Source organism: Bacteroides sp. HF-4919 (assembly GCF_018860125.1).
In genome coordinates, this window is the sequence record NZ_JAHKNF010000001.1 from 303,974 (window position 1) to 324,551 (window position 20,578).

The window sequence follows — 20,578 nt, forward strand, 5'->3', positions numbered from 1 at the left end:
ATTACGATATAAAAAAACTATCTTTGCTTTCATTCAATAACCGGATATAAAATACAAAACACCTTATTACTATGATTGTACAAAATTTAAATTTTGATAAAACGGTTACATTGGCAAAAGCCAAAGCTGAAAAAATGATAGAAAACGGACTTTATTCACGTTTTAGGTTATCCGATAAAGAAAGATTGGATAAAGCTCTGTTAGGCTGCATCGGAGAGTTAGCATTCCAACAACATTTAAGTAATCTGGGAATTCCATTCGAATTGGATCATACAGACTTCCAATCCCATCATACCGATGAATTTGACGTAAAAGTAAACGGTGCCAAAATAGATATCAAAGTGGCAAAGAAAACAACCGCCAATCCTCCATCCGACAACTGGACCTATGGTTATCCACAGGAACAGCACCCCGAAACAAAAGATTACGTCGTTGTAGGGTGGGTAGACTTCAACAGAAAAGAAGTTGGCTTTTATGGTTGGATCAGAGGGGAGCAAATAGTAAGATTTAAAGTTGTCACCCGCAATTCTTATGCCAAGTACCCTTATCTGACACCTAACCATGAATTCAAATGGGGATGTCTCACTAAAGATTTGAACGAGATTTTGAAGTAAAACTATTAGATTATCCCTGAAAAACACTCTTCATTGAAGTTTTTTTCATTTTTCTCCAGAAACTCGTAGGGTATTCTCTGTTTGAACGATCTTATATATAGGAAGCAAACTATTATTCACCCTTCAAACTCTGAAAAAGATGAAAACGCAATGGATAAAATCAATCGGATGTGTACTGGCAGTTTTGATTCTGTCAGGTGTTATTCCACTGACAGCACAGGACAATGTGGAAAAATATACGATAGTCAGTGGTGTAATCAAGGATAAATCGAATAAAAAGAAGCTGGAGCATGTCAATGTCTCGATATCGGAAAGTAATATCGGTACCATCACCAATACTGACGGAGAATTCTCTTTAAAAATTCCCGAATCGATTCAAGCTAAAGACATAGAAGTTTCGCATATCGGTTATCTCAATACCCGAATCCCCCTGAAAGGAGAAAGCCTCACGGAACAGACCATTTGGCTCTCTCCTTATGCCAACTTACTCAGCGAGATTCTGGTACGGGCCAGAGATCCACGAAGCATTGTGGAAGAAGCACTTCGCAAGATTCCAACCAACTACAGTCCGAAAAGCAATATGCTCAAGGGATTCTACAGGGAAATTGCCCAAAAAGGACGACGGTATATCAATATATCGGAAGCCGTAATAGACATTTATAAAACACCTTACAATGAAACAGCCGAACGAGACCGGGTTCAGATTTCCAAAGGACGCAGACTGCTAAGCCAAAAGCAAAGCGATACACTGGCTGTAAAATTACTTGGAGGTCCCAATATGGCCATTTATATTGATGTAGTAAAGAACCCTGATTGCCTGTTGGCTAAAGAAGATTTATTGTTTTACGAATTTCGTATGGAAGACCCGACCAGCATCGGTGACCGGTCACAGTATGTCATCAGTTTCCGCCCTAAAGTAAAGTTGTCTTATCCTCTGTGCTATGGTACACTCTATATTGACAAGGAACGCCTTTCGTTCACGCGGGCAGAGTTCAATCTCAGTATGGATGACAAAAACAAGGCGACTCAAGCTATTCTGAGGAAAAAACCTTTCGGACTGCATTTCAAGCCGGTAGAAGTATCCTACCTGGTATCGTACAAGAATCAGGGAGACGTTACTTATCTGAGTTATATCCGGAACAACATTCGTTTCAAATGTGACTGGAAACGCAAACTCTTTTCTACCAATTACACGATCTTATCGGAAATGGTAGTGACAGACAGGGAAGAAAACAACATAACAGCCATTCCCTATAAAGTCGCTTTCAAACAAAACCATGTATTTTCCGACAAAGTGGATAACTTTACCAATGACAACTTCTGGGGAACTTATAACATCATAGAACCCACCGAATCATTGGAACATGCGGTAAACAAACTGAAAAAGCAACAGAAACAGTAACCACTTTTTTAGTATCTTTGACGAATTCTAACTCCCAACACACCCCGATATGCTGAACGACGTATTCGTACTCACTCAAATAAAAGAAGGAAATATAAAGGCGTTTGAAACATTATTCCGCCAATATTATACTCCGCTTTGCCTGTACGCCGCCAGCATAACGGGAGAAACAGACGTAGCAGAAGAAATTGTTGAAGAATTGTTCTATGTACTCTGGAAAGACCGTGAGAAACTTGAAATCTTTCATTCTATCAAGAGTTATCTCTATCGGTCTGTACGCAACCGTTCCATCCAGTACTGCGAACACCAAGACGTAAGAAAACGCTATCAGGATGCGGTTCTATCTATTCCGGAAAATGTGGCTTCAGCCGATCCACAGGAACAGATTGAATACAAAGAACTGCAACAGCTGATAGACAAAACCCTTAAAAAATTACCGGAGCGCCGTTTCCAGATCTTTCGCCTGCACCATACAGAAGGAAAGAAGTACTCTGAGATAGCTTCCCTCCTCTCACTATCGGTGAAGACTGTGGAGAAAGAAATGACCCGGGCACTCCAAACATTACGAAAAGAAATTGAGAACTATATTCAGACATCATGAATCGAATAGAAAAAAACAAGATCAAAACAGACCGAGCGTGGAACAAGTTATATAATCGCCTGGAGACAGATGGGCTGCTACCTGCCGAGGGGCACAGCTCCGCCATACGTCCGGTTGTATGGATCAGCACAATATCGATTGCAGCAATCATATTCCTATGTATCTATCTGCCCATAACATTACGAACCGACAGCCAATCATCTACCGGTGAGTTACTGGTCAAGGCCAATAAAGAAGAGAACATACTGGTCACCACTCTTGAAGATGGTTCTGTAGTCTATCTTTCCGGACAAACCTCATTGCAATATCCTAAACACTTTTCTGAAAAAAGAAGAGAGGTAAGCCTAAAAGGGAATGCCCTTTTTGATGTAGCGGGCAATCGTGCACGTCCTTTCTTCATTGAAACCGGAAAAGTACAGATTGAGGTGATAGGTACAGCCTTCCATGTAAAAAACAGTGGTAATTCTCCATTTGAGTTATCCGTCCAGCGAGGCGAAGTAAAAGTCACTCAAAAACAGAACGGACAAGAAATACACGTCAAAGCAGGAGAAACTGCCACTTTATTACAGAATAAATGGCACCTGACTGCAACCAAAGATTCCAAACAGTTTGCCCGTTATATGCAAAAGATGTGCTTTAAAGACGAACGGCTGGACAATATCCTGCATGCCATTAATCTACGCCAGTCAGAAATCCATTTAGAGAGTTCCCCGGAATTGGACGAACATTTGCTGACAGTTTCTTTTTCGGATGACTCCCCTGAAAAAATGGCCGAATTAATTAGCATGGCACTGAACCTGAAGTGTACACGTAAGCATAATGTAATCACTCTTACTAAGTAGCTCCGGAACTTAAAGAAGAAAAAGAAATGAAAACTTTGAAAAGTCTCTCCCTGCAATATTTATTCACTTGTCTGCTATTGTTTATGGCAGTTCGGGTGAAAGCAGACGGCTCCGGTATCTTCGACCGCATCATCCGGCTTCCAAGAACTGAAGCAACAGTCTATCAATCTTTGGCCAAAATAACAGAAGAGACAGGATATCTGTTTATCTATGACAGCAAACTGATTGACAATGAACGTAAGATAAAATTAAAAGGCGGAAAACGAACCGTACGTCAGGCCATTTATGACATCATCGGCAGCGACAGTCTTCAACTCCGCTCTGTGGATAAGCACATTATTATCAACCAACCGGAAACCATAGCAACAACTGAACGGGAAGCAAGCTCGCACAAAGACAACACATTCTTTTTCACCCTTGAGGGAATATTAATAGACCAACTTTCCAGAGAACCGATTCCCTATGCTACCGTAAGTGTGCAGGGAACCTCTATCGGCAGCGTTAGCAATCAAAATGGAAGTTTCAGACTTAATCTGCCCGACTCTCTCCAAAACAGGCGGATTCACTTTTCACATCTGGGCTATGTGCCACAAACGACGGACGCTTCCCTCCTTGCCGGACGAAGCGGTACTTTTGCATTAGAACCCAAAGTAATTCCTTTGCAGGAGGTTATCGTACGTATTGTCAACCCGGTACGCCTGTTGAGAGAAATGCTCAAATTGCGAAAAAAGAATTACTCACAAAATCCTGTCTACCTGACTTCTTTTTACAGAGAAGGAATCGAACAAAAGAATCGGTTTGTCAGTCTGACAGAAGGAATCTTCAAGATATACAAAGCTCCTTCGGACGATCCGGAGAAGGCTGATCAGGTGAAGTTACTGAAAATGCGACGCATCACCAACCAAGCCGTAAAAGACACTTTAATTGCTAAAATGAAATCGGGTATCCACGCCTGTATCGAATTGGATCTAATCAAGAGTCTGCCCAATTTCCTACTTCCGGACTCCAAAGAGTGTGTATACGTTTATACTTCCAGCGATCTTGCCGTAATCGATAACCGGCTTGCCAACGTGATCTACTTCAAACAACATCCGGGCATCAAGACCCCATACTATTGTGGAGAACTCTATATCGATACTGAAGATGGTGCCTTGCTACGCGCACAATTCGAATTGATTCCCCGGTATATACACAAAGCCGCCAACATGCTGGTAGAAAAAAGAAGCCGCAATATCCGGATTATTCCACAAAAGGTAGTCTATACGGTATCTTATAAGCCCTGGAATCAAACGTATTACATCCACCATGTCCGTGGAGACTTACACTTCAAGATAAAACAAAGGAACAAATGGCTCAGCAATACAAACCTGCATACTTGGTTTGAAATGGTCACTTGTAAGATAGAAACGGGCAATGTCAGCCGTTTCGCTTACAGTGACCGACTGGCTACACATACCATTTTTGCAGAAACTCCATTTGTATACGACAAAGATTTTTGGGAGGATTTCAATATAATTCCTCCCGAAAAAAAGTTAAGTGAAGCCATCGAGAAAATTTCTTCAAAAATAGAAGAGACCGAAAACTGAAGACCATACAGATCTACTTTTTCTTGCCTACTCCTCGTTCGGCAATATAGACTCCACTTAAAATCAATGCCGATCCCAATAGAGCAACTATCGTGATTGTCTCGTCAATCACGATAGCAGAAGTCAGTAAGGTAATAAGCGGAACAACGTAAATATAACTGGTAGTGCAAACCACTCCCAATTGTTTCACTGCCGTATTCCACATAATGTAGCACAGCATCGAAGCAATCACTCCCAGAAAAAGCAGGTTTAAAACAACGACCGGTTGGAAAAGAATATGTGTATCCATCTGCAAAGGAGAGACAAAAAAGAGAGGTAAAAGGGTCAGCAGACCATAAAAGAAAACCTTCCGTGTTATGAACAACGTTGGATAATGAGTATTCATCCGCCTGAGAAGTAAACAATAGAAAGCCCACATCAATGCTGCCGCCAGAGTCAGAATATCGCCAACCGGACTAAGCTGCAGAATGAAACTGCCATTGAACACAACCAGTCCCACTCCAATGAGTGCTATCAAAGAGCCACCTACCAAACGGGCCTTCAATTTGTCACCTTTATAAAAGAAAGGAGCCAGCAGCGCTGTTAAGACAGGAGTTGTACAGATAATGAGTGATACATTTGAAGCAAGCGTCATCCCCAACGCAGTGTTTTCGGCAACAAAATAGAGTGAGCCTCCACACAATCCAAGCCCCACAAACCGCAGTTCGTCCTGCCAACTTTTGGCCCGTAACACACGGGGAGAGAAAAACCAGATACAGATATATGCCAATAAAAAACGGTAGAACAGAATATCGACAGGCGACAGACCATATTTTATCAGGACCTTGGTAGAAACAAACGTAGTTCCCCATATCATTACCGTCACCGCCGCCATCACGTGATACCATCCGGCCGTTTTTAAAGTTGTTTTCATATTTGCCCGATTTGCTATAAAATTTTCTCCGCAAAGATAAGGATTGCAGACGGAAGAAAATCGTATCTTTGCCATTCATTTTCCACAAAAATACCATTATGCAAGGAATCAAGAATCTGACTCAAGGTCCTATCAACAGACAACTGTTCAACCTGGCCATGCCCATTATGGCAACCTCCTTTATCCAGATGGCATATAGCCTGACAGATATGGCCTGGGTAGGACGCCTCGGAAGTGAAGCCGTCGCTGCCGTAGGCTCAGTAGGCATTCTTACATGGATGTCCGGTTCCATTTCTCTATTGAATAAAGTAGGTTCTGAGGTTAGTGTCGGACAATCCATAGGTGCACAAAATTACGAAGATGCCCGTTGTTTTGCTTCGCACAACATTACCATTGCACTTGTTATTTCACTCTGCTGGGGCGGACTGCTCTTTCTATTCGCCCGTCCCATCATCGGCATTTACGAGCTGGAAGCACACATCACCGAAAATGCAATTGCTTATCTGCGCATCATTTCTACCGGACTGCCTTTCATATTTCTTTCGGCGGCCTTCACCGGTATTTATAATGCGGCTGGAAGAAGCAAAATCCCATTCTATATCAGTGGCACCGGATTATTACTTAATATTATCCTCGACCCACTTTTCATTTTCGGTTTCGGATTGGGTACCAACGGAGCGGCCTATGCTACCTGGATTTCACAGGCAGCAGTATTCGGCATTTTCATCTACCAATTACGTTGCAGAGATGCTTTGTTGGAACGGTTCCCGTTTTTCACGCGGCTAAAAAAGAAATACACCCATCGCATCCTGAAACTGGGGCTACCGGTAGCTACTCTCAATACTCTGTTTGCTTTCGTCAACATGTTCCTTTGCCGTACTGCATCCGAACAAGGAGGGCACATCGGACTGATGACTTTTACGACCGGAGGACAAATAGAAGCCATTACCTGGAATACATCGCAGGGATTCTCCACAGCCCTAAGTGCTTTTATCGCCCAAAATTATGCAGCCGGACGAACGGACCGCGTAATAAAGTCATGGCATACGACTTTGTTGATGACTTCGGTTTTCGGTACCCTTTGTACCTTACTATTCGTCTTTTTCGGGAACGAAGTATTTGCACTTTTTGTCCCCGAGCAGGCTGCCTATGAGGCCGGTGGTATTTTTCTCCGTATCGATGGCTATTCACAGCTCTTCATGATGCTTGAAATCACGACACAAGGAGTATTCTATGGCATCGGACGAACAATTCCGCCTGCCATCATCAGTATTACATGTAACTATATGCGTATTCCACTCGCTATTCTGTTTGTCCGTATGGGCATGGGTGTAGAAGGCATTTGGTGGGCCGTGTGCGTCACTACAGTTGCTAAAGGACTGATATTGGCAGGGTGGTTTGCTCTGATTAAACGAAAAGTACTGTCACGCCCCGTAGTCTGAAAAGAAATTGTTCAACTCAGGCAACAAAAGTATATACCTTCTTGTTTTTCTTACAAGGCAAATGACAGGCTAACCAAATAATCTGTATATTTGCCATGTTTTTATAAAATGGAGGTATCCATTTAATTATTAACTATATAAAAAGAGCTTAATTATGAAGAAGATTAAATTTATGGCTTTGTTTCTGAGCATGGCCCTCGTTTTCGGAAGTTGTGGAAGCATGAACAATACAGCTAAAGGCGGTGTCATCGGAGGTGGTTCGGGAGCTGCTTTGGGAGCTATCATCGGTGGTATTGCCGGTAAAGGAAAAGGTGCAGCCATAGGTGCGGCAGTAGGTACTGCCGTAGGTGCCGGAGCAGGTGTGTTGATTGGTCGTAAAATGGACAAAAAAGCTGCCGAAGCTGCAAAAATTAAAGATGCGCAAGTGGAACAGGTTACTGATAACAACGGACTGGCTGCTGTAAAAGTAACTTTCCCGTCAGGAATACTTTTTGCATTCAATTCTTCCGCACTGAGCGCAGCATCCAAACAATCTTTAGCTGAATTTGCCAATATTCTGAAAGAAGATCCAACAGTCGACGTAGCCATTATCGGTCATACAGACAAAGTAGGTACTTATGAAGCGAATCAAAAAGTATCTTCCAACCGTGCATATGCAGTAGAAAATTACCTTCAGTCTTGTGGTGTTAAACCTTATCAATTCAAAAAGGTAGAAGGTGTAGGCTATTCGCAGTACAACGAAGCTGAAACACCTGAACAAAACCGTCGTGTAGAAATATTCATGTACGCCAGTGAGCAAATGATTAAAAACGCTGAGGCTGGTAAATAATAATTTCATAACGCACCCATAGGTGTTTTATGCCATGTGCCAATATACTGATTAATCCTGAATGATGGAGGATATATAAAATCGGTACATTGGCACATTCGTATACCGAACCAACAATACCACACACAATGAAACTCCGGAAACCCTTTCGCATTCTGCGTAACCTGATCCTCTTCTTTTTTATCTCCTCGATCGGCGCAGTCATTTTCTATCGATTCGTACCGGTATATGTCACTCCGTTAATGATTATCCGTTCTGTTCAGCAACTCACTTCCGGAGAAAAAGTGATATGCAAACATACATGGGTACCATTTAATAAAATCTCTCCCAGCCTGCCAATGGCTGTGATTGCTTCCGAAGACAATCGCTTCGCTTCACACAACGGATTCGATATGATAGAAATCAAGAAAGCGATGAAAGAAAACGAAACCCGGAAAAAGAAACGGGGCGCCAGTACCATCAGCCAGCAAACTGCAAAAAACGTTTTTCTTTGGCCTCAATCTTCATGGATAAGAAAAGGATTCGAAGTATATTTTACGTTCCTGATCGAAAGATGCTGGTCGAAAGAACGGATTATGGAAGTCTACCTAAACTCCATCGAAATGGGTAAAGGCATTTATGGCGCACAGGCAACAGCTAAATATAAGTTCAAAACTACAGCAGCCAAACTCACCAGGGGACAATGTGCCCTAATTGCAGCTACTTTACCCAACCCAATACGATTTGATTCGGCACGCCCTTCACCTTATATCAAACGACGTCAGGGGCAAATTCTGCGTCTGATGAATCTGGTTCCGAAATTCCCTTCTGCCGATAAGAAAAAAGAGCAAGGAAAAGATACGAAAAGCCCTCAAAATAAGAAAAAGAAAAAATAACAACTTTAAAATAAAAAGACGATTAATTTGATCACAGAAACATTGTTCAATAATAGCTCAAAAGTCTCAGATCATGTATACGGAGAAAAAACTCCTTAAAATAAAATAATATAAGAATAATAAAGAAGGCTGCCTCTGTGAATAGAAGCAGCCTCAGATTTATGTGAAACAGGAAATTACTGTTGAGGTCCCGTACCAAAAGCCGGTGCCTCTTTATCATACCAAACACGTTCTTTGCTCAACGTTACAGGCGAATTACTCATTTCGCCCTCATACGTATATCCCTGTGCTTGATAAGCTGCAATCGTAATGTCACGGAGCAAATCAGAATCAAGAGGTTTACTTACCGGGAAGCGTCGTGGAATTACGTACTGGTCGCCCAATAACGGATCGAAGTCCTGATATGGTAACAAGGTACTATTCTTCATCGGTACTCCCGAACGGCGAGCAGTAACAAACATATCCATCGGAAGCATCAGATAGTGAATATATTGCTGAATATAAACTTTCTCAAGGTCTTTACTCAAATCACCTGTCAGATGGTATGCATCATGTGACAGCATTTCATCAATCATGCCTTCTTTCAGGCTGATTGTCTTATCGTGTACATCGCCTGTGTAGGTTTTATCATAATAAGGAATATGATTCTTGGAGGAAACAAAATCATAACCACGAACAGACATCTCGACACCTGCACTCAAATACTGTTGTGCGGTCATCGGCAGATTGGCACCCAGCAATTTGAATTCCGCCAGCAGGAGGTTGGTTTCACCTGCAGAGAAGTACAGTCCGTACCAGCCGTATTCTTCCTTATCTTGTACGGGAGCTACATCGGGAACATCGGGGAATGTGTAAATCAACAGACCTTTAATATTTTCGGTATTCCGGTAGGCAATCGGAGTATAGGTCTTTTTCGCACCGTCTTTGCTCAGCAAATAGAACAACTCGTTGTTGGGGTCGAAATAGTCTTTGTACTCTTCCTTTTTATTGATATCTACCTGACAAGGAACTCCATAATAGCGTACCCAAGGCTCTCCGGGAGCTTTCCAACTCTCAAAGTGTTTCTTTCCGTCCGCATCGACCGTATAGTTCACATTGGCTTCTACATAAGACGGTAAAGCTCTTTTTTGATCAAAGAAACCTTGAACTACATTAGAGTTGTAATCGTTCTTCTGGAAAAAGTAAAACAAACGAGGGTCACGATTGCTCACCATAAAATCGATTAACTGCTTAGTTCCCGCACCAACGGAAATATCATTGTTCCAGTTATTGTCTCTTTTACCTTTATTGAAAACAAAATCATCATCGAGAGTTAAAATAAGACCGGCCGGATTCTGGGCAGCCTCATTCACGATGGCAATCGCACGAGCCTTGTCTTTATTAACCAGGCGTGCAGCAATTCTGAGTTTCAATGAGTTTGCCAATTTAGCCCATTTATCAAGTTTTCCTCTATAAATAAAATCCTGCGCGCCAAGCACGTCTTGCGGATTATTCTCCTTCAGATAGTTAATTGTCTCGTCAAGCTGTTTCAGCCAGAGTTCGAACAACTCTTCCTGTGTATCGTATTTCGGAGTCAGAGTCCCACCATAACGGGCCATTTCTGCCTCTGAATATTGACGGGATCCATACATATCCGAGTCTTCAAGTCCCAAGTACACCAGCATCGGATTACATAAATAAGCAATATATTCGTATTTTGCTTTTTCATCATCCGACATCAGACTGATCTGATGCTTTATTTCATTCGTATAACGAAGCACCTCGTTGACCTGATAGCCACAGCCGGTCTGAGTTACCATATTCAATTTGCTGGAGTTTCCACCTCCTGAGGCAGTTGCCTGCACCCAGGTAGACATTGCATCGAAACCGGCAAACCACTGAAGATAATCGGCCGGCTGAAAACTCATGGCGCATTGAGTAAATAAATAGCGTACGTTCGGTTTTGAGACTGTGGAGGGATTGGTATTCTGTCCGGCAAATTCGTCTTTACAAGACGACATCAGGAATCCTGTACCTACAACAGCCACAGCTGCCATATATAGATATTTTTTCATCATTTGTTTCATACTAAATATCACATTAAAGGTTTAGAAATCGACATTAATAGTCATCATATAATTAGCCGTGTAAGGTTCATAGCCACGGATACGGAACTCAGAAGCCGTATTACCACGAACACTTTCAGGATTCAGATGGTTAGGCAACGAGTTGTACAGGTATCCCAGATTACGCGCAGAGAAGCTCAATCCCAATCCCTGGGCACCAAACTTACTTGCCACTGATTTCGGGAAGCGATACGATAAGGTGATCTCGCGCAAAGCAATATAGTTCAACTCGTGTACCCAAGTGTCGAATATCGTATTCTGTCCCCAGGCCGCACGGTTTACATGATAAGTTCCGGCATGTGTGGGTTCCAATTTCCCTTCTGCCACCAACTGTTTGTAGGACATACCGCTTACATCCATTTTCGTTCCGTCTACAAGTGTTGCGAACGTACCATTCTTAAATACTCCGTCGGGGATAACACCATCACTATAAGAGATTCCTTTACTGTCACCATACTGGCTGGTCCAAGACAAACCACCATGTTCAGGATCACGCCATTTTAAAGAACTCTTGATCCATCCGGCCTGTGTACCATACAAGTTAGAGTAAGAAGCTACCAATCCTCCAAAACGCATGTCAGTAGCAATATGCAGACTCAAATTTTTCCAGGACAGAGTAGTAGATAAAGAGCCCAAAAAGTCGGGAGTCATTTTACCCACTTCCTGTACTTTTCCGCTACGTGCTTCGTAAGCTCCCCGCCAACTGTCATCCCACTCCAACAATGTTTCTCCTTTTTCATTTTTAGCCGGAAGAATGTCGGACATCAATAATCCGTAGTCGCCGCCTACTTTGGCAACCGAACCGATATGGTAATCGTAATCATTAGCATAGCCGCTCAATGCAATGTAGTCTGCCACATTTTCATGTAATGAGATAATAGTATTTTTATTCTTTGTATATGTCATTGCGACATCCCACTGCCAGTCTTTATTTTTGTACGGAGTGGCGTTTACAGCAATTTCAATACCTTTATTCTGAATATTACCAGCATTTATCAACTGAGTGTTCACACCCGAAATAGCAGGAACTTCAATCGACATGATCTGGTCTCTCGTATTTTCTTTATAATAAGTAAAGTCAAAGTTCAAACGGCTGTCAAACAAACGTAAATCCAAACCAACTTCCCAGGCATTCTTACGCTCCGGTTTCAGCTTCAAACTCTTCATTGTCTTATCGAGAGTGTTCACATAGATATTGCCATCATACATTTCTTTAGTTTCAAAGCCATATACCGAGTTCACATAATAGGGATCGGTATCGTTACCGACCTGTGCCCACGATCCGCGTACTTTGGCAAATGTAATCCAATGCGGCAAATCGAATGTTTCATTGAGCAGCCATGAACCGGATACTGACGGGTAGAAGTAAGAATATGTACCCATCCCGTTTTGATATACCAGAGAAGACGACCAGTCATTACGTCCTGTTACATCTAAATAAACCTGATTTTTCCATCCCAGATTCAAAGCAAAGACAGCAGACATCATTCTCTTTGTATTTGAAATGCTCGCTTCCGACTTTTTAGGGTTCTTTGAGTTGTCGACAAACCATTGTCCCGGTACTACCATACCGCCATCTGTATATACTTTATATGCTTCCGAACGACTTGTATAGTATTCATATCGTGCGAAACCACCTACGCTAAAATCTTGTATCTGCTTATTGACAGTAAATGTTCCGCCAAAGGTAGCCTGCTCTTTTGTGGTTTGCCCCATAGTATACTTACCGCCTTCATTTGCATATCCACTACCCAGTTGTTTTTCTTCAAACTTAGTGTAATAGTAATTCATATTGGCATCGGCTTTAAATCTCAGCCAATCCAGAATCTGCACATTCACTTCCATTTGGGGACGAACCACAGTCTCTTTCTGGGAATAATCGTATTTGTCAATCATGAAAAACAGATCACGTCCAGGAACAGAACCATATTTATCACCATAGCTTGTAGATGCCAGTCCACCATGCTCACCCAGATATTTATCACGGAAATAATTCACATCCAGCATCGGAGTCATAATGGTGCCGTTCGGATTGACGAAACGTTCTCCTACTGTTCGCGGAGAATTCTTCGGATTTGAGTTGGTGAAACTCATAGCAGCCGAAACTTCCACCCGATCACTGATTTTATGCGAACCTTTCAATAAAAACGAATAACGCTCGAATGTATTCTTTTCGCTGGTAGATCTTGCTTTCTTATAAGAAAGAGAAGTGTAATACGATGTTTTATCATTGCCACCGCGAATAGCCACATTCGTATTGGAGTTCAGCCCCAATTGATACAAATCCAGCATGTTGTTTTTATGGGGCGAATAATTGGTCCAGGTACCATCATAGTTGCGGATCGGCTGACCATCGTATTTAGGTCCCCATCCATAACTGCCTGCGCCTATTAGTGTCCGGTCTCCTTTATCATCGAGTTTGAACTGAAAAGGATCCCATACAGAACCATTGTTGTCCGTGTCTTTCCAGCCAGGCATCAACCCCACCCCATATTCAGTCTGGATATCCGGTGTCCGGTAAGCATGATCAATACCAAATGTTTGTGATACAGAAACTCCGAAGCCTTTGAAGCCTTTTCCCGATTTGGTGGTAATCACCACAGCTCCGTTTAGGCCACGTGAACCGTAAAGGGCAGTCGCAGCAGCACCTTTCAGGACCGAAACTGTCTCAAAGTCATCCGGATTAAGGTTCTTCAGTTCATTACCATAGTCATTGGCATTATTGTTTCCGGCATCCCAGTCCATTGTGGTATTTCCTGAAGTCGAGTTATCAAGAATAACTCCATCAATCACATAAATCGGCTGATTGTTTCCTTTCAAAGTAGAAGCACCGCGAATCTGAATCTTCGTTGCTCCGAACATACCTCCGTCTGACTGACGAATCTCGACACCTGCAACTTTTCCTTGTAAGGCGGCTACCGGAGAAATCGTATTGGCAGCTTTCAGGTCATCGCCTTTGACCTCGGTCACTGCATACCCTAAAGCTTTCTGTTCACGCTTCAACCCTAAAGCCGTCACCACAACTTCATCCAGTATCTGGGTATCTTCTTGAAGCACAACATTAATAACAGTTTTACCGCTTACTTTTACATCCTGTTTCTTCATGCCGATGTAAGAAAACTCCAGGACTCCGTCTGCAGGAACATTAGATAAAGTGTAATTGCCATCAATGTCAGTCACTGTACCGATCGATGAGCCTTTGACAAGTACACTCCCTCCGATAATAGGTTCACCGGTTCCATCTTTTACAATTCCTTTTACTGTTATATTCTGCGCAAAAGCAGTAACAGACAAAAAAGATAGAACAAGTACTAACACCTTTTTCATCAATTTTACATTGATAATTTTCGAGTTATTCATTCATTTTTCTTTTTTAGTTAAACAATATGTGTTAATTTAGGTTATAATAATAGTTATAGTTCTCTTAGAACTCAGTCTTAAAAAACGCTACAGTAACTTTTAAAGGGATTCTGAAAGGTGGTGAATGGCGAAGAAAAAAAAGTAGAAATTAGCATTTAAAAATATTATAGTATATTTATTGTATTTTGATACTTTATATCTATCTTTACTCCGCAAAATAAGATTGGCAACTCCTTATTTTAAAATATACAACTAAATCTGATTGACAAATGTAAAATTACAGCGTAATAAAGTATTTAATATTGTATATAATTTACATTTTTCAAGAATAACCAAGTTCTAAGAGAACTTAGTTGATCCGTTTATATATCCATTCCAAAGGGATTTGAAAGATATGTGTCATTTCTCAAATTAACTATATATACGAAGTTTGATCACTATTTACAAGTAAAAGTTCCATCCAGATTTAGAAAATCGAAAACTAATTCTTATCTTTTTCTGAATATAAACCCAATATTTATTTACTATCTACGAAAAAGAGCCGGTAGATTTCTACCGAAACAAGATATTACAAATGTCATATACAACCCAAGCCTTATATAATAACTACGGTAGTAGTCGAAATAAAAAGAAAAGCAAATAAGACGGGAAACGAATCACCTAAAGATCGGACGGCCGGGACCGACCTTCCGGACAGCCGGGATTCAGCTAACGGAGTGCCGGGCTCCGGACATCGAAGCGTCGGGATAAGAACACCGGACAGCCGGGCTTCAGGAAGAAGAGAGGCTGGGTTTCGGAATGGCACTAAAAAACAAAGACCGCTCCGGTTTACACCGGAAACGGCCTTTATCCACTCTATAACAATACAACTTTTAAAACGTTATGCCGGTTCTTCACATCTTTCTACATAAGCCAAAGCATCACCTTTATTGACCAAAGCACCTTGCTTGGCACATACCTCGATGATACGTCCACTAAAATTAGCCAATACTCTATCATAAGTGTTCCATGGAGTAGCAATATAGCAAAATACATCATCCGGTTCATATTTATGCCCCACTTCAGGAGGCATGGAAGGCGATTCAACATCTATTTCCCAGATAATCCTACCCTTTTCCATCGCAGTGATTGGCTCTGCCTTGGCACGCTTCATCCTTTTCACATCTTCTTCGGAGAAACCTTGTTTGGCCAATGCCGCATCCTTGGCACGTTGCAGGTCTTCCTCAAACCTCTTCTTGGCTACTCCCGATTTATAATCACGATACTGCCTGTCATGCATGGCCAGTTCAAACAGTTCTTCATCATCGGGCCCGAACTCCCAACCATTCTCCTGCATCTCTTTACGATATTCATCAAGCTGGTCGGGATAGTTCTTCTGCGGATCTTCATCTGTAAATTCGTACCCCTTCTCTTTGGCCAATGCTACAATTTCCGGATCCAACGGGCCGGGTAAACGGCCGCTTTTACCCAAAATCATCCCCCAGGTATTATTGTCTATCATGCTCCAGCGTTCCTCACCTTTCACACGTGCCATTACATTCATTAATGCCACATTTTTCACATACTGGCTGAATGGAGTTACCAGTGGAGGATAGCCTAACTTAGGCCATACGTATTCCACTTCGTCGAACAACATCACAAGCAGATCGTCAATGCTGAGCTCAGGCTGATTATTACTCTTTAATATCATATTGATACCGGCATGCACACCCTTCAAATCGGCCATCATAGACCCCATCATTCCTCCTGGCAAGCCACATTTCAACAATAGGGAAGACATATGTTTGTTGGTCGGATCCATAAAGTAACCAAGGAAATCATCAATGAACTCCTGTGTCATGGCACGCGCCTTCATATAGGCTTTCATATTAATTTCAGGTACACGAAAACCGGCATCTTTCAGCATGGCCTGTACAGAAATCACATCCGGATGAACTTTTCCCCAAGACATGGGTTCCATAGCTACATCAATGATGTCGGCGCCATTCTCACAAACTTCAAGAATGGAGGCCATCGACAGCCCTGGTCCGCTATGACCGTGATATTGAATCAGCACTTCGGGATGGCGTTCCTTAATGGCTTTAGTCAATTGTCCTAACATGGCCGGACGCCCGACGCCCGCCATATCCTTCAGACAGATTTCGGGAGCACCGGCCTCAATCAGCTTATCAGCAATAGCCGTATAATATTCCACCGTATGAACCGGTGAAAAGGTGATACATAAAGTTGCTTGCGGAATCATCCCTCCCTCAAGCGCATAGTGTATGGAAGGAATAATATTCCTCACTTCATTTAATCCACAAAAAATACGGGTTATATCTACCCCTTGAGCATGCTTGACTTTATACATCAACCGACGAACATCGGCAGGAACAGGATACATTCGTAAACCATTCAGCCCTCGATCAAGCATATGGGTCTGTATTCCGGCATCATTGAAGGGTTTGGTGAAAGCCCGTACTGCTTTGTTCGGATTTTCACCATAGAGCAGATTGACCTGTTCGAAAGCTCCGCCATTGGTTTCCACACGAGCAAAACATCCCATCTCAATAATCAAAGGGGCAATTCGCACTAACTGGTCTACACGGGGTTGGTATTTACCGGACGACTGCCACATGTCCCGATATACGAGACTGAATTTAATTTCCTTTTTCATTGCCGTAAGTTATAAGTGATTTCACATTCATTAGGTTAACTTGTTATATTACAAATATACTGAGATATTTGACATAAAGACAAATTACACTCCCAAAAAGTTCTTATAAAAGACATGTTATATATCATATTGTCACAAAAATAAAGGAGCAAGGAGGGGGTCCCTCACTTACTCCTTCTTTTAAACAACTAAAAATCTACACTAAATCACTACCTAAAATCAATCTTTTTATTTCATAAATAATACCTAATTAAACAAAGTCCTTCAATTCCTGTTGCAGTCTCTGCCGGGTAAAAAAGATCCGGCTCTTAACCGTACCGAGTGGCAATTCTAATTTTTCAGCTATTTCACGATATTTAAATCCGGAAACATGCATTGAAAACGGTACTTTATATTCTTTAGGCAACGCATTTACTACACGGTGCATTTCTTTCAAGTCATAGGCTCCTTCGGTACTTTCAAATCCGGAGTCTTGCGGGAGATTCAGATGGAAGAGGTTGTCGGTTTGGTCTACATAAGTTTGGTCACGCACAACTTTGCGGTAATTATTAATAAAGATGTTGCGCATGATTGTATACATCCAGCCTTTAAAATTAGTATCCGGCATAAATTTATCTTCATTATCTAATGCTTTCAATGAAGTTTCTTGTAACAGGTCATTGGCTTCTTCGCGATTGGCTGTGAGTTTATAAGCAAAACGGAGTAACTCTTCTTGTACTCCTATCAGGTCTTTTCTAAAACTTAAACTTTTCATACGTTGCGGTTTTTAAGCGGTTAATATTTCGTTTCTTTCTCGATGATGCAAGTTTAAGGCTTATTTTAGATTTCAGTAGGGTAAATTTCACCAATCTTTGGGGTAAAAACTATCAAATGATAGTTTTTGGGTGCTATTTGACAGTTTTTGGGTGTTATTTTAGGAAGGATTCAATACACTTCGAGAGGTTTGTTTGATAATTAATGTTTTTTATTATGCGCTTTTTGTAAATAGAGACTGAATCACATACCTTTGGATCAAGTTTAACAACGCTAAGAATCAAAAGAATTATGAACTTACTTATCATTTTGGGGATTGTAGTCATCCTCGCCATTATCATTGCTTCCATGTACAACTCGCTGGTAAAACTGAGAAACAACCGTGAAAATGCATTTGCCGACATCGATGTACAGTTAAAGCAACGTCACGACCTTATCCCACAATTGGTAGATACAGTAAAAGGATATGCATCTCACGAAAAGGATACACTTGAACGCGTCATTCAGGCTCGCAACGGAGCTGTCAGTGCCCGAACAATCGATGAAAAGATTACAGCAGAGAATCAACTTAGTTCCGCCCTCGCGGGATTGAAAATCACCTTGGAAGCTTACCCCGATTTAAAGGCCAACCAAAACTTCCTCCAGTTGCAGGAAGAGATTTCGGACGTAGAAAATAAACTGGCTGCCGTACGCCGCTACTTTAACTCAGCTACCAAAGAACTGAACAATGCAGTACAGACATTCCCTTCTAACTTGATAGCCAACATGTTCGGCTTTCATAAAGAAATGATGTTCGATTTGGGTACTGAACAACGTGCCAATCTGGAAGAAGCCCCGAAAATCAAATTCTAATCCCCAGGAAAGTATATACACATGCAATACGTCGGAATACAGACACAACAGAGCCGGAATAACCTACGTTCCGGCATCTTACTGTTCCTTTTCCCTTGCCTGGTGGCAGTACTGACTTATTTGTTCAGCTACCTGCTCATCACTTTTACCGTGACAGATGATTACGGGCAATACGACACATTGGCAATGACCAATCAAATGTTTATTAACCTGATTCCTTATATTATAGGAGGCGTTCTGGTCTGGTTTATTATTGCCTACTTTGCCAATTCCAGTATTATCAAAGCAGCTACAGGGGCACGACCATTGGAACGTAAAGAGAATAAACGCATCTACAATTTAGTGGAGAATCTCTGTATGTCGCAAGGGATGAAAATGCCTAAAATCAACATAATCGATGACAATTCACTCAATGCGTATGCCAGCGGAATTAACGAACGTACTTATACGGTCACCTTATCAAAAGGAATCATCGAGAAACTCAATGACGAAGAACTTGAAGGGGTCATTGCACACGAGCTGACACATATCCGTAATCACGATGTCCGACTGCTGATTATCTCCATTGTATTCGTAGGCATCTTTTCGATGTTGGCACAAATAGCACTGCGCTCCGTTTATTACTCTTCGTGGACACGCAGCCGGAATGATAAAAACAATGGTGCCATCCTCATCTTGGTTTTAGCCATGATTGTAGCTGCCATCGGCTATTTCTTTGCCACGCTGATGCGCTTTGCCATCTCCCGCAAACGTGAATACATGGCCGATGCAGGAGCAGCAGAAATGACAAAGAACCCATTGGCTCTGGCCAGTGCTTTAAGAAAGATATCTGCAGATCCCGATATAGAAGCTGTGGAGCGCGAAGATGTAGCGCAGTTATTCATACAACATCCTGGCAAACAGGCTAAAAGCGCATTGAGCGGGCTAAGCGGGCTCTTCGCCACCCATCCGCCAATCGAAAAACGAATTGCCATTCTGGAACAGTTCTAACAGAAATATCCTCCCCATATAGACTCAAAAGTCTTCTTCGCCACAGGTTACACAGATTAAGCATTATGTAAACGACGATTTAAAATTCATTCTGTGTTAATCCGTGCAATCTGTGGTAAGTTTTGACATGCCCTCCTTTTTTATTCTTTGTGAAATCCCATCCGGTAAACACGAAATAATATTAAATCATTTGTCTGCTTTATACATTTTATCTTTTCCGACCGTTATCTTTATGTAAACATCCGAAAAACAACCATTGATATGAAAACAAGCAAATGTATCATCCTTCTGATGTTGCTCATCATCGGAACAGGAGTTTGCCCGCTTCAGGCCCAAAGCCGGAAAGAAAAGAAAGAGCAAAAAGAACAAACAGTAAAAGAGCTAATCGAATCGGAAAACTACCGGATTGACGTATCTACAGCATACCCACGCCGAGGGCATATGATTCCATTGACCTCAGTTTATTCCGTTATAGTTCGAAACGATTCGGTCTTTTCACAACTACCCTATTTCGGGCGTGCTTATTCTATTCCCTATGGAGGAGGGCAAGGACTGATGTTCAAGGCTCCGATTGACAAATATAATATGGTCATGGGCAAACGCGGAGCAGCAAAGATAAACTTCACCGCCAGAAACTCCGAAGATCAGTTCAAGTTTAGAATCACTATCTATTCCAATGGTTCGTCCAGCATAGATGTCGATATGCAGAATCGTGAATCGATCAGCTTCTCCGGTGATCTGATACTGCCGGAATAAAA

General features: G+C 41.9%; 16 protein-coding genes. 11 read left to right on the forward strand and 5 right to left on the reverse strand.

What is annotated here, in order from left to right; translation table 11 throughout:
- The first annotated feature begins 71 nt into the window (after positions 1-71).
- The 5 genes from KO473_RS01320 to KO473_RS01340 all read left to right on the forward strand — a co-directional run bounded on the left by KO473_RS01320 (position 72) and on the right by KO473_RS01340 (position 5,045).
- Positions 72-614 (forward strand): hypothetical protein, encoded by a 543-nt coding sequence (locus tag KO473_RS01320; protein WP_122130530.1) that lies wholly within the window; start codon positions 72-74, stop codon positions 612-614.
- Positions 615-753: 139 nt separating this feature from the next.
- The gene (locus KO473_RS01325; protein WP_005776715.1) at positions 754-2,016 is read left to right on the forward strand and encodes a carboxypeptidase-like regulatory domain-containing protein; all 1,263 of its coding nucleotides are present in this window, start codon (positions 754-756) and stop codon (positions 2,014-2,016) included.
- Positions 2,017-2,065: 49 nt separating this feature from the next.
- Positions 2,066-2,617, forward strand: coding sequence for an RNA polymerase sigma-70 factor (locus tag KO473_RS01330; protein WP_005808756.1), 552 nt, complete (start codon positions 2,066-2,068; stop codon positions 2,615-2,617).
- Positions 2,614-3,459 carry a FecR family protein gene (locus tag KO473_RS01335; protein WP_005819777.1) on the forward strand — a complete coding sequence of 282 codons (846 nt, stop codon included), beginning with the start codon at positions 2,614-2,616 and terminating at the stop codon, positions 3,457-3,459. Before KO473_RS01330 ends, KO473_RS01335 begins: the two co-directional genes overlap by 4 nt.
- 26 nt (positions 3,460-3,485) lie before the next feature.
- Entirely contained in the window at positions 3,486-5,045 is a 1,560-nt protein-coding gene (locus KO473_RS01340; RefSeq protein WP_122130531.1) for a carboxypeptidase-like regulatory domain-containing protein, read from the forward strand.
- Positions 5,046-5,058: 13 nt separating this feature from the next.
- Here KO473_RS01340 and KO473_RS01345 read toward each other — a convergent pair whose 3' ends face one another.
- Complete coding sequence (locus tag KO473_RS01345) at positions 5,059-5,958, reverse strand: DMT family transporter (RefSeq protein WP_005776710.1); 900 nt, start codon at positions 5,956-5,958, stop codon at positions 5,059-5,061.
- Positions 5,959-6,056: 98 nt separating this feature from the next.
- Between KO473_RS01345 and KO473_RS01350 the strand changes: the two genes are divergently transcribed.
- The 3 genes from KO473_RS01350 to mtgA all read left to right on the forward strand — a co-directional run bounded on the left by KO473_RS01350 (position 6,057) and on the right by mtgA (position 9,104).
- Positions 6,057-7,400 carry an MATE family efflux transporter gene (locus KO473_RS01350; protein WP_005776709.1) on the forward strand — a complete coding sequence of 448 codons (1,344 nt, stop codon included), beginning with the start codon at positions 6,057-6,059 and terminating at the stop codon, positions 7,398-7,400.
- A 154-nt stretch (positions 7,401-7,554) separates the two neighbouring features.
- Positions 7,555-8,229 (forward strand): OmpA family protein, encoded by a 675-nt coding sequence (locus KO473_RS01355; protein WP_005776708.1) that lies wholly within the window; start codon positions 7,555-7,557, stop codon positions 8,227-8,229.
- A gap of 128 nt (positions 8,230-8,357) precedes the next feature.
- On the forward strand, positions 8,358-9,104 hold the full coding sequence (gene mtgA / locus KO473_RS01360; protein ID WP_005776707.1) for a monofunctional biosynthetic peptidoglycan transglycosylase: 747 nt from the start codon (positions 8,358-8,360) through the stop codon (positions 9,102-9,104).
- A gap of 176 nt (positions 9,105-9,280) precedes the next feature.
- Here the strand turns inward: mtgA and KO473_RS01365 are convergent, their stop codons facing one another.
- The 4 genes from KO473_RS01365 to KO473_RS01380 all read right to left on the reverse strand — a co-directional run bounded on the left by KO473_RS01365 (position 9,281) and on the right by KO473_RS01380 (position 17,979).
- Positions 9,281-11,170 (reverse strand): SusD/RagB family nutrient-binding outer membrane lipoprotein, encoded by a 1,890-nt coding sequence (locus tag KO473_RS01365; protein WP_005776705.1) that lies wholly within the window; start codon positions 11,168-11,170, stop codon positions 9,281-9,283.
- A gap of 21 nt (positions 11,171-11,191) precedes the next feature.
- Positions 11,192-14,569: a SusC/RagA family TonB-linked outer membrane protein gene (locus KO473_RS01370; protein WP_005819770.1), complete on the reverse strand. Its 3,378-nt coding sequence runs from the start codon at positions 14,567-14,569 to the stop codon at positions 11,192-11,194.
- Between the two features lie 880 nt (positions 14,570-15,449).
- Entirely contained in the window at positions 15,450-17,225 is a 1,776-nt protein-coding gene (locus tag KO473_RS01375; RefSeq protein WP_122130532.1) for an oxaloacetate decarboxylase, read from the reverse strand.
- Between the two features lie 250 nt (positions 17,226-17,475).
- Positions 17,476-17,979 (reverse strand): RNA polymerase sigma factor, encoded by a 504-nt coding sequence (locus tag KO473_RS01380; RefSeq protein ID WP_005776700.1) that lies wholly within the window; start codon positions 17,977-17,979, stop codon positions 17,476-17,478.
- 290 nt (positions 17,980-18,269) lie between these two features.
- On the opposite strand from KO473_RS01380, the gene KO473_RS01385 reads away from it, so the two are divergent.
- From KO473_RS01385 to KO473_RS01395, 3 genes are all read left to right on the forward strand, one after another.
- A complete protein-coding gene (locus KO473_RS01385) occupies positions 18,270-18,830 on the forward strand; it encodes a LemA family protein (RefSeq protein WP_005808774.1) in 561 nt (186 codons plus the stop codon).
- A 21-nt stretch (positions 18,831-18,851) separates the two neighbouring features.
- Positions 18,852-19,820: a M48 family metallopeptidase gene (locus KO473_RS01390; protein ID WP_032531373.1), complete on the forward strand. Its 969-nt coding sequence runs from the start codon at positions 18,852-18,854 to the stop codon at positions 19,818-19,820.
- Positions 19,821-20,081: 261 nt separating this feature from the next.
- A complete protein-coding gene (locus KO473_RS01395; RefSeq protein ID WP_122130533.1) occupies positions 20,082-20,576 on the forward strand; it encodes a DUF4251 domain-containing protein in 495 nt (164 codons plus the stop codon).
- Positions 20,577-20,578 lie beyond the last annotated feature (2 nt).

Excerpts from the sequence above, each read along its gene's own strand:
- KO473_RS01320 (WP_122130530.1), top strand. The coding sequence starts at position 72 with ATGATTGTACAAAATTTAAATTTTGATAAAACGGTTACATTGGCAAAA.
- KO473_RS01325 (WP_005776715.1), top strand. The coding sequence starts at position 754 with ATGAAAACGCAATGGATAAAATCAATCGGATGTGTACTGGCAGTTTTG.
- KO473_RS01330 (WP_005808756.1), top strand. The coding sequence starts at position 2,066 with ATGCTGAACGACGTATTCGTACTCACTCAAATAAAAGAAGGAAATATA.
- KO473_RS01335 (WP_005819777.1), top strand. The coding sequence starts at position 2,614 with ATGAATCGAATAGAAAAAAACAAGATCAAAACAGACCGAGCGTGGAAC.
- KO473_RS01340 (WP_122130531.1), top strand. The coding sequence starts at position 3,486 with ATGAAAACTTTGAAAAGTCTCTCCCTGCAATATTTATTCACTTGTCTG.
- KO473_RS01345 (WP_005776710.1), bottom strand. The coding sequence starts at position 5,958 with ATGAAAACAACTTTAAAAACGGCCGGATGGTATCACGTGATGGCGGCG.
- KO473_RS01350 (WP_005776709.1), top strand. The coding sequence starts at position 6,057 with ATGCAAGGAATCAAGAATCTGACTCAAGGTCCTATCAACAGACAACTG.
- KO473_RS01355 (WP_005776708.1), top strand. The coding sequence starts at position 7,555 with ATGAAGAAGATTAAATTTATGGCTTTGTTTCTGAGCATGGCCCTCGTT.
- mtgA (WP_005776707.1), top strand. The coding sequence starts at position 8,358 with ATGAAACTCCGGAAACCCTTTCGCATTCTGCGTAACCTGATCCTCTTC.
- KO473_RS01365 (WP_005776705.1), bottom strand. The coding sequence starts at position 11,170 with ATGAAACAAATGATGAAAAAATATCTATATATGGCAGCTGTGGCTGTT.
- KO473_RS01370 (WP_005819770.1), bottom strand. The coding sequence starts at position 14,569 with ATGAATAACTCGAAAATTATCAATGTAAAATTGATGAAAAAGGTGTTA.
- KO473_RS01375 (WP_122130532.1), bottom strand. The coding sequence starts at position 17,225 with ATGAAAAAGGAAATTAAATTCAGTCTCGTATATCGGGACATGTGGCAG.
- KO473_RS01380 (WP_005776700.1), bottom strand. The coding sequence starts at position 17,979 with ATGAAAAGTTTAAGTTTTAGAAAAGACCTGATAGGAGTACAAGAAGAG.
- KO473_RS01385 (WP_005808774.1), top strand. The coding sequence starts at position 18,270 with ATGAACTTACTTATCATTTTGGGGATTGTAGTCATCCTCGCCATTATC.
- KO473_RS01390 (WP_032531373.1), top strand. The coding sequence starts at position 18,852 with ATGCAATACGTCGGAATACAGACACAACAGAGCCGGAATAACCTACGT.
- KO473_RS01395 (WP_122130533.1), top strand. The coding sequence starts at position 20,082 with ATGAAAACAAGCAAATGTATCATCCTTCTGATGTTGCTCATCATCGGA.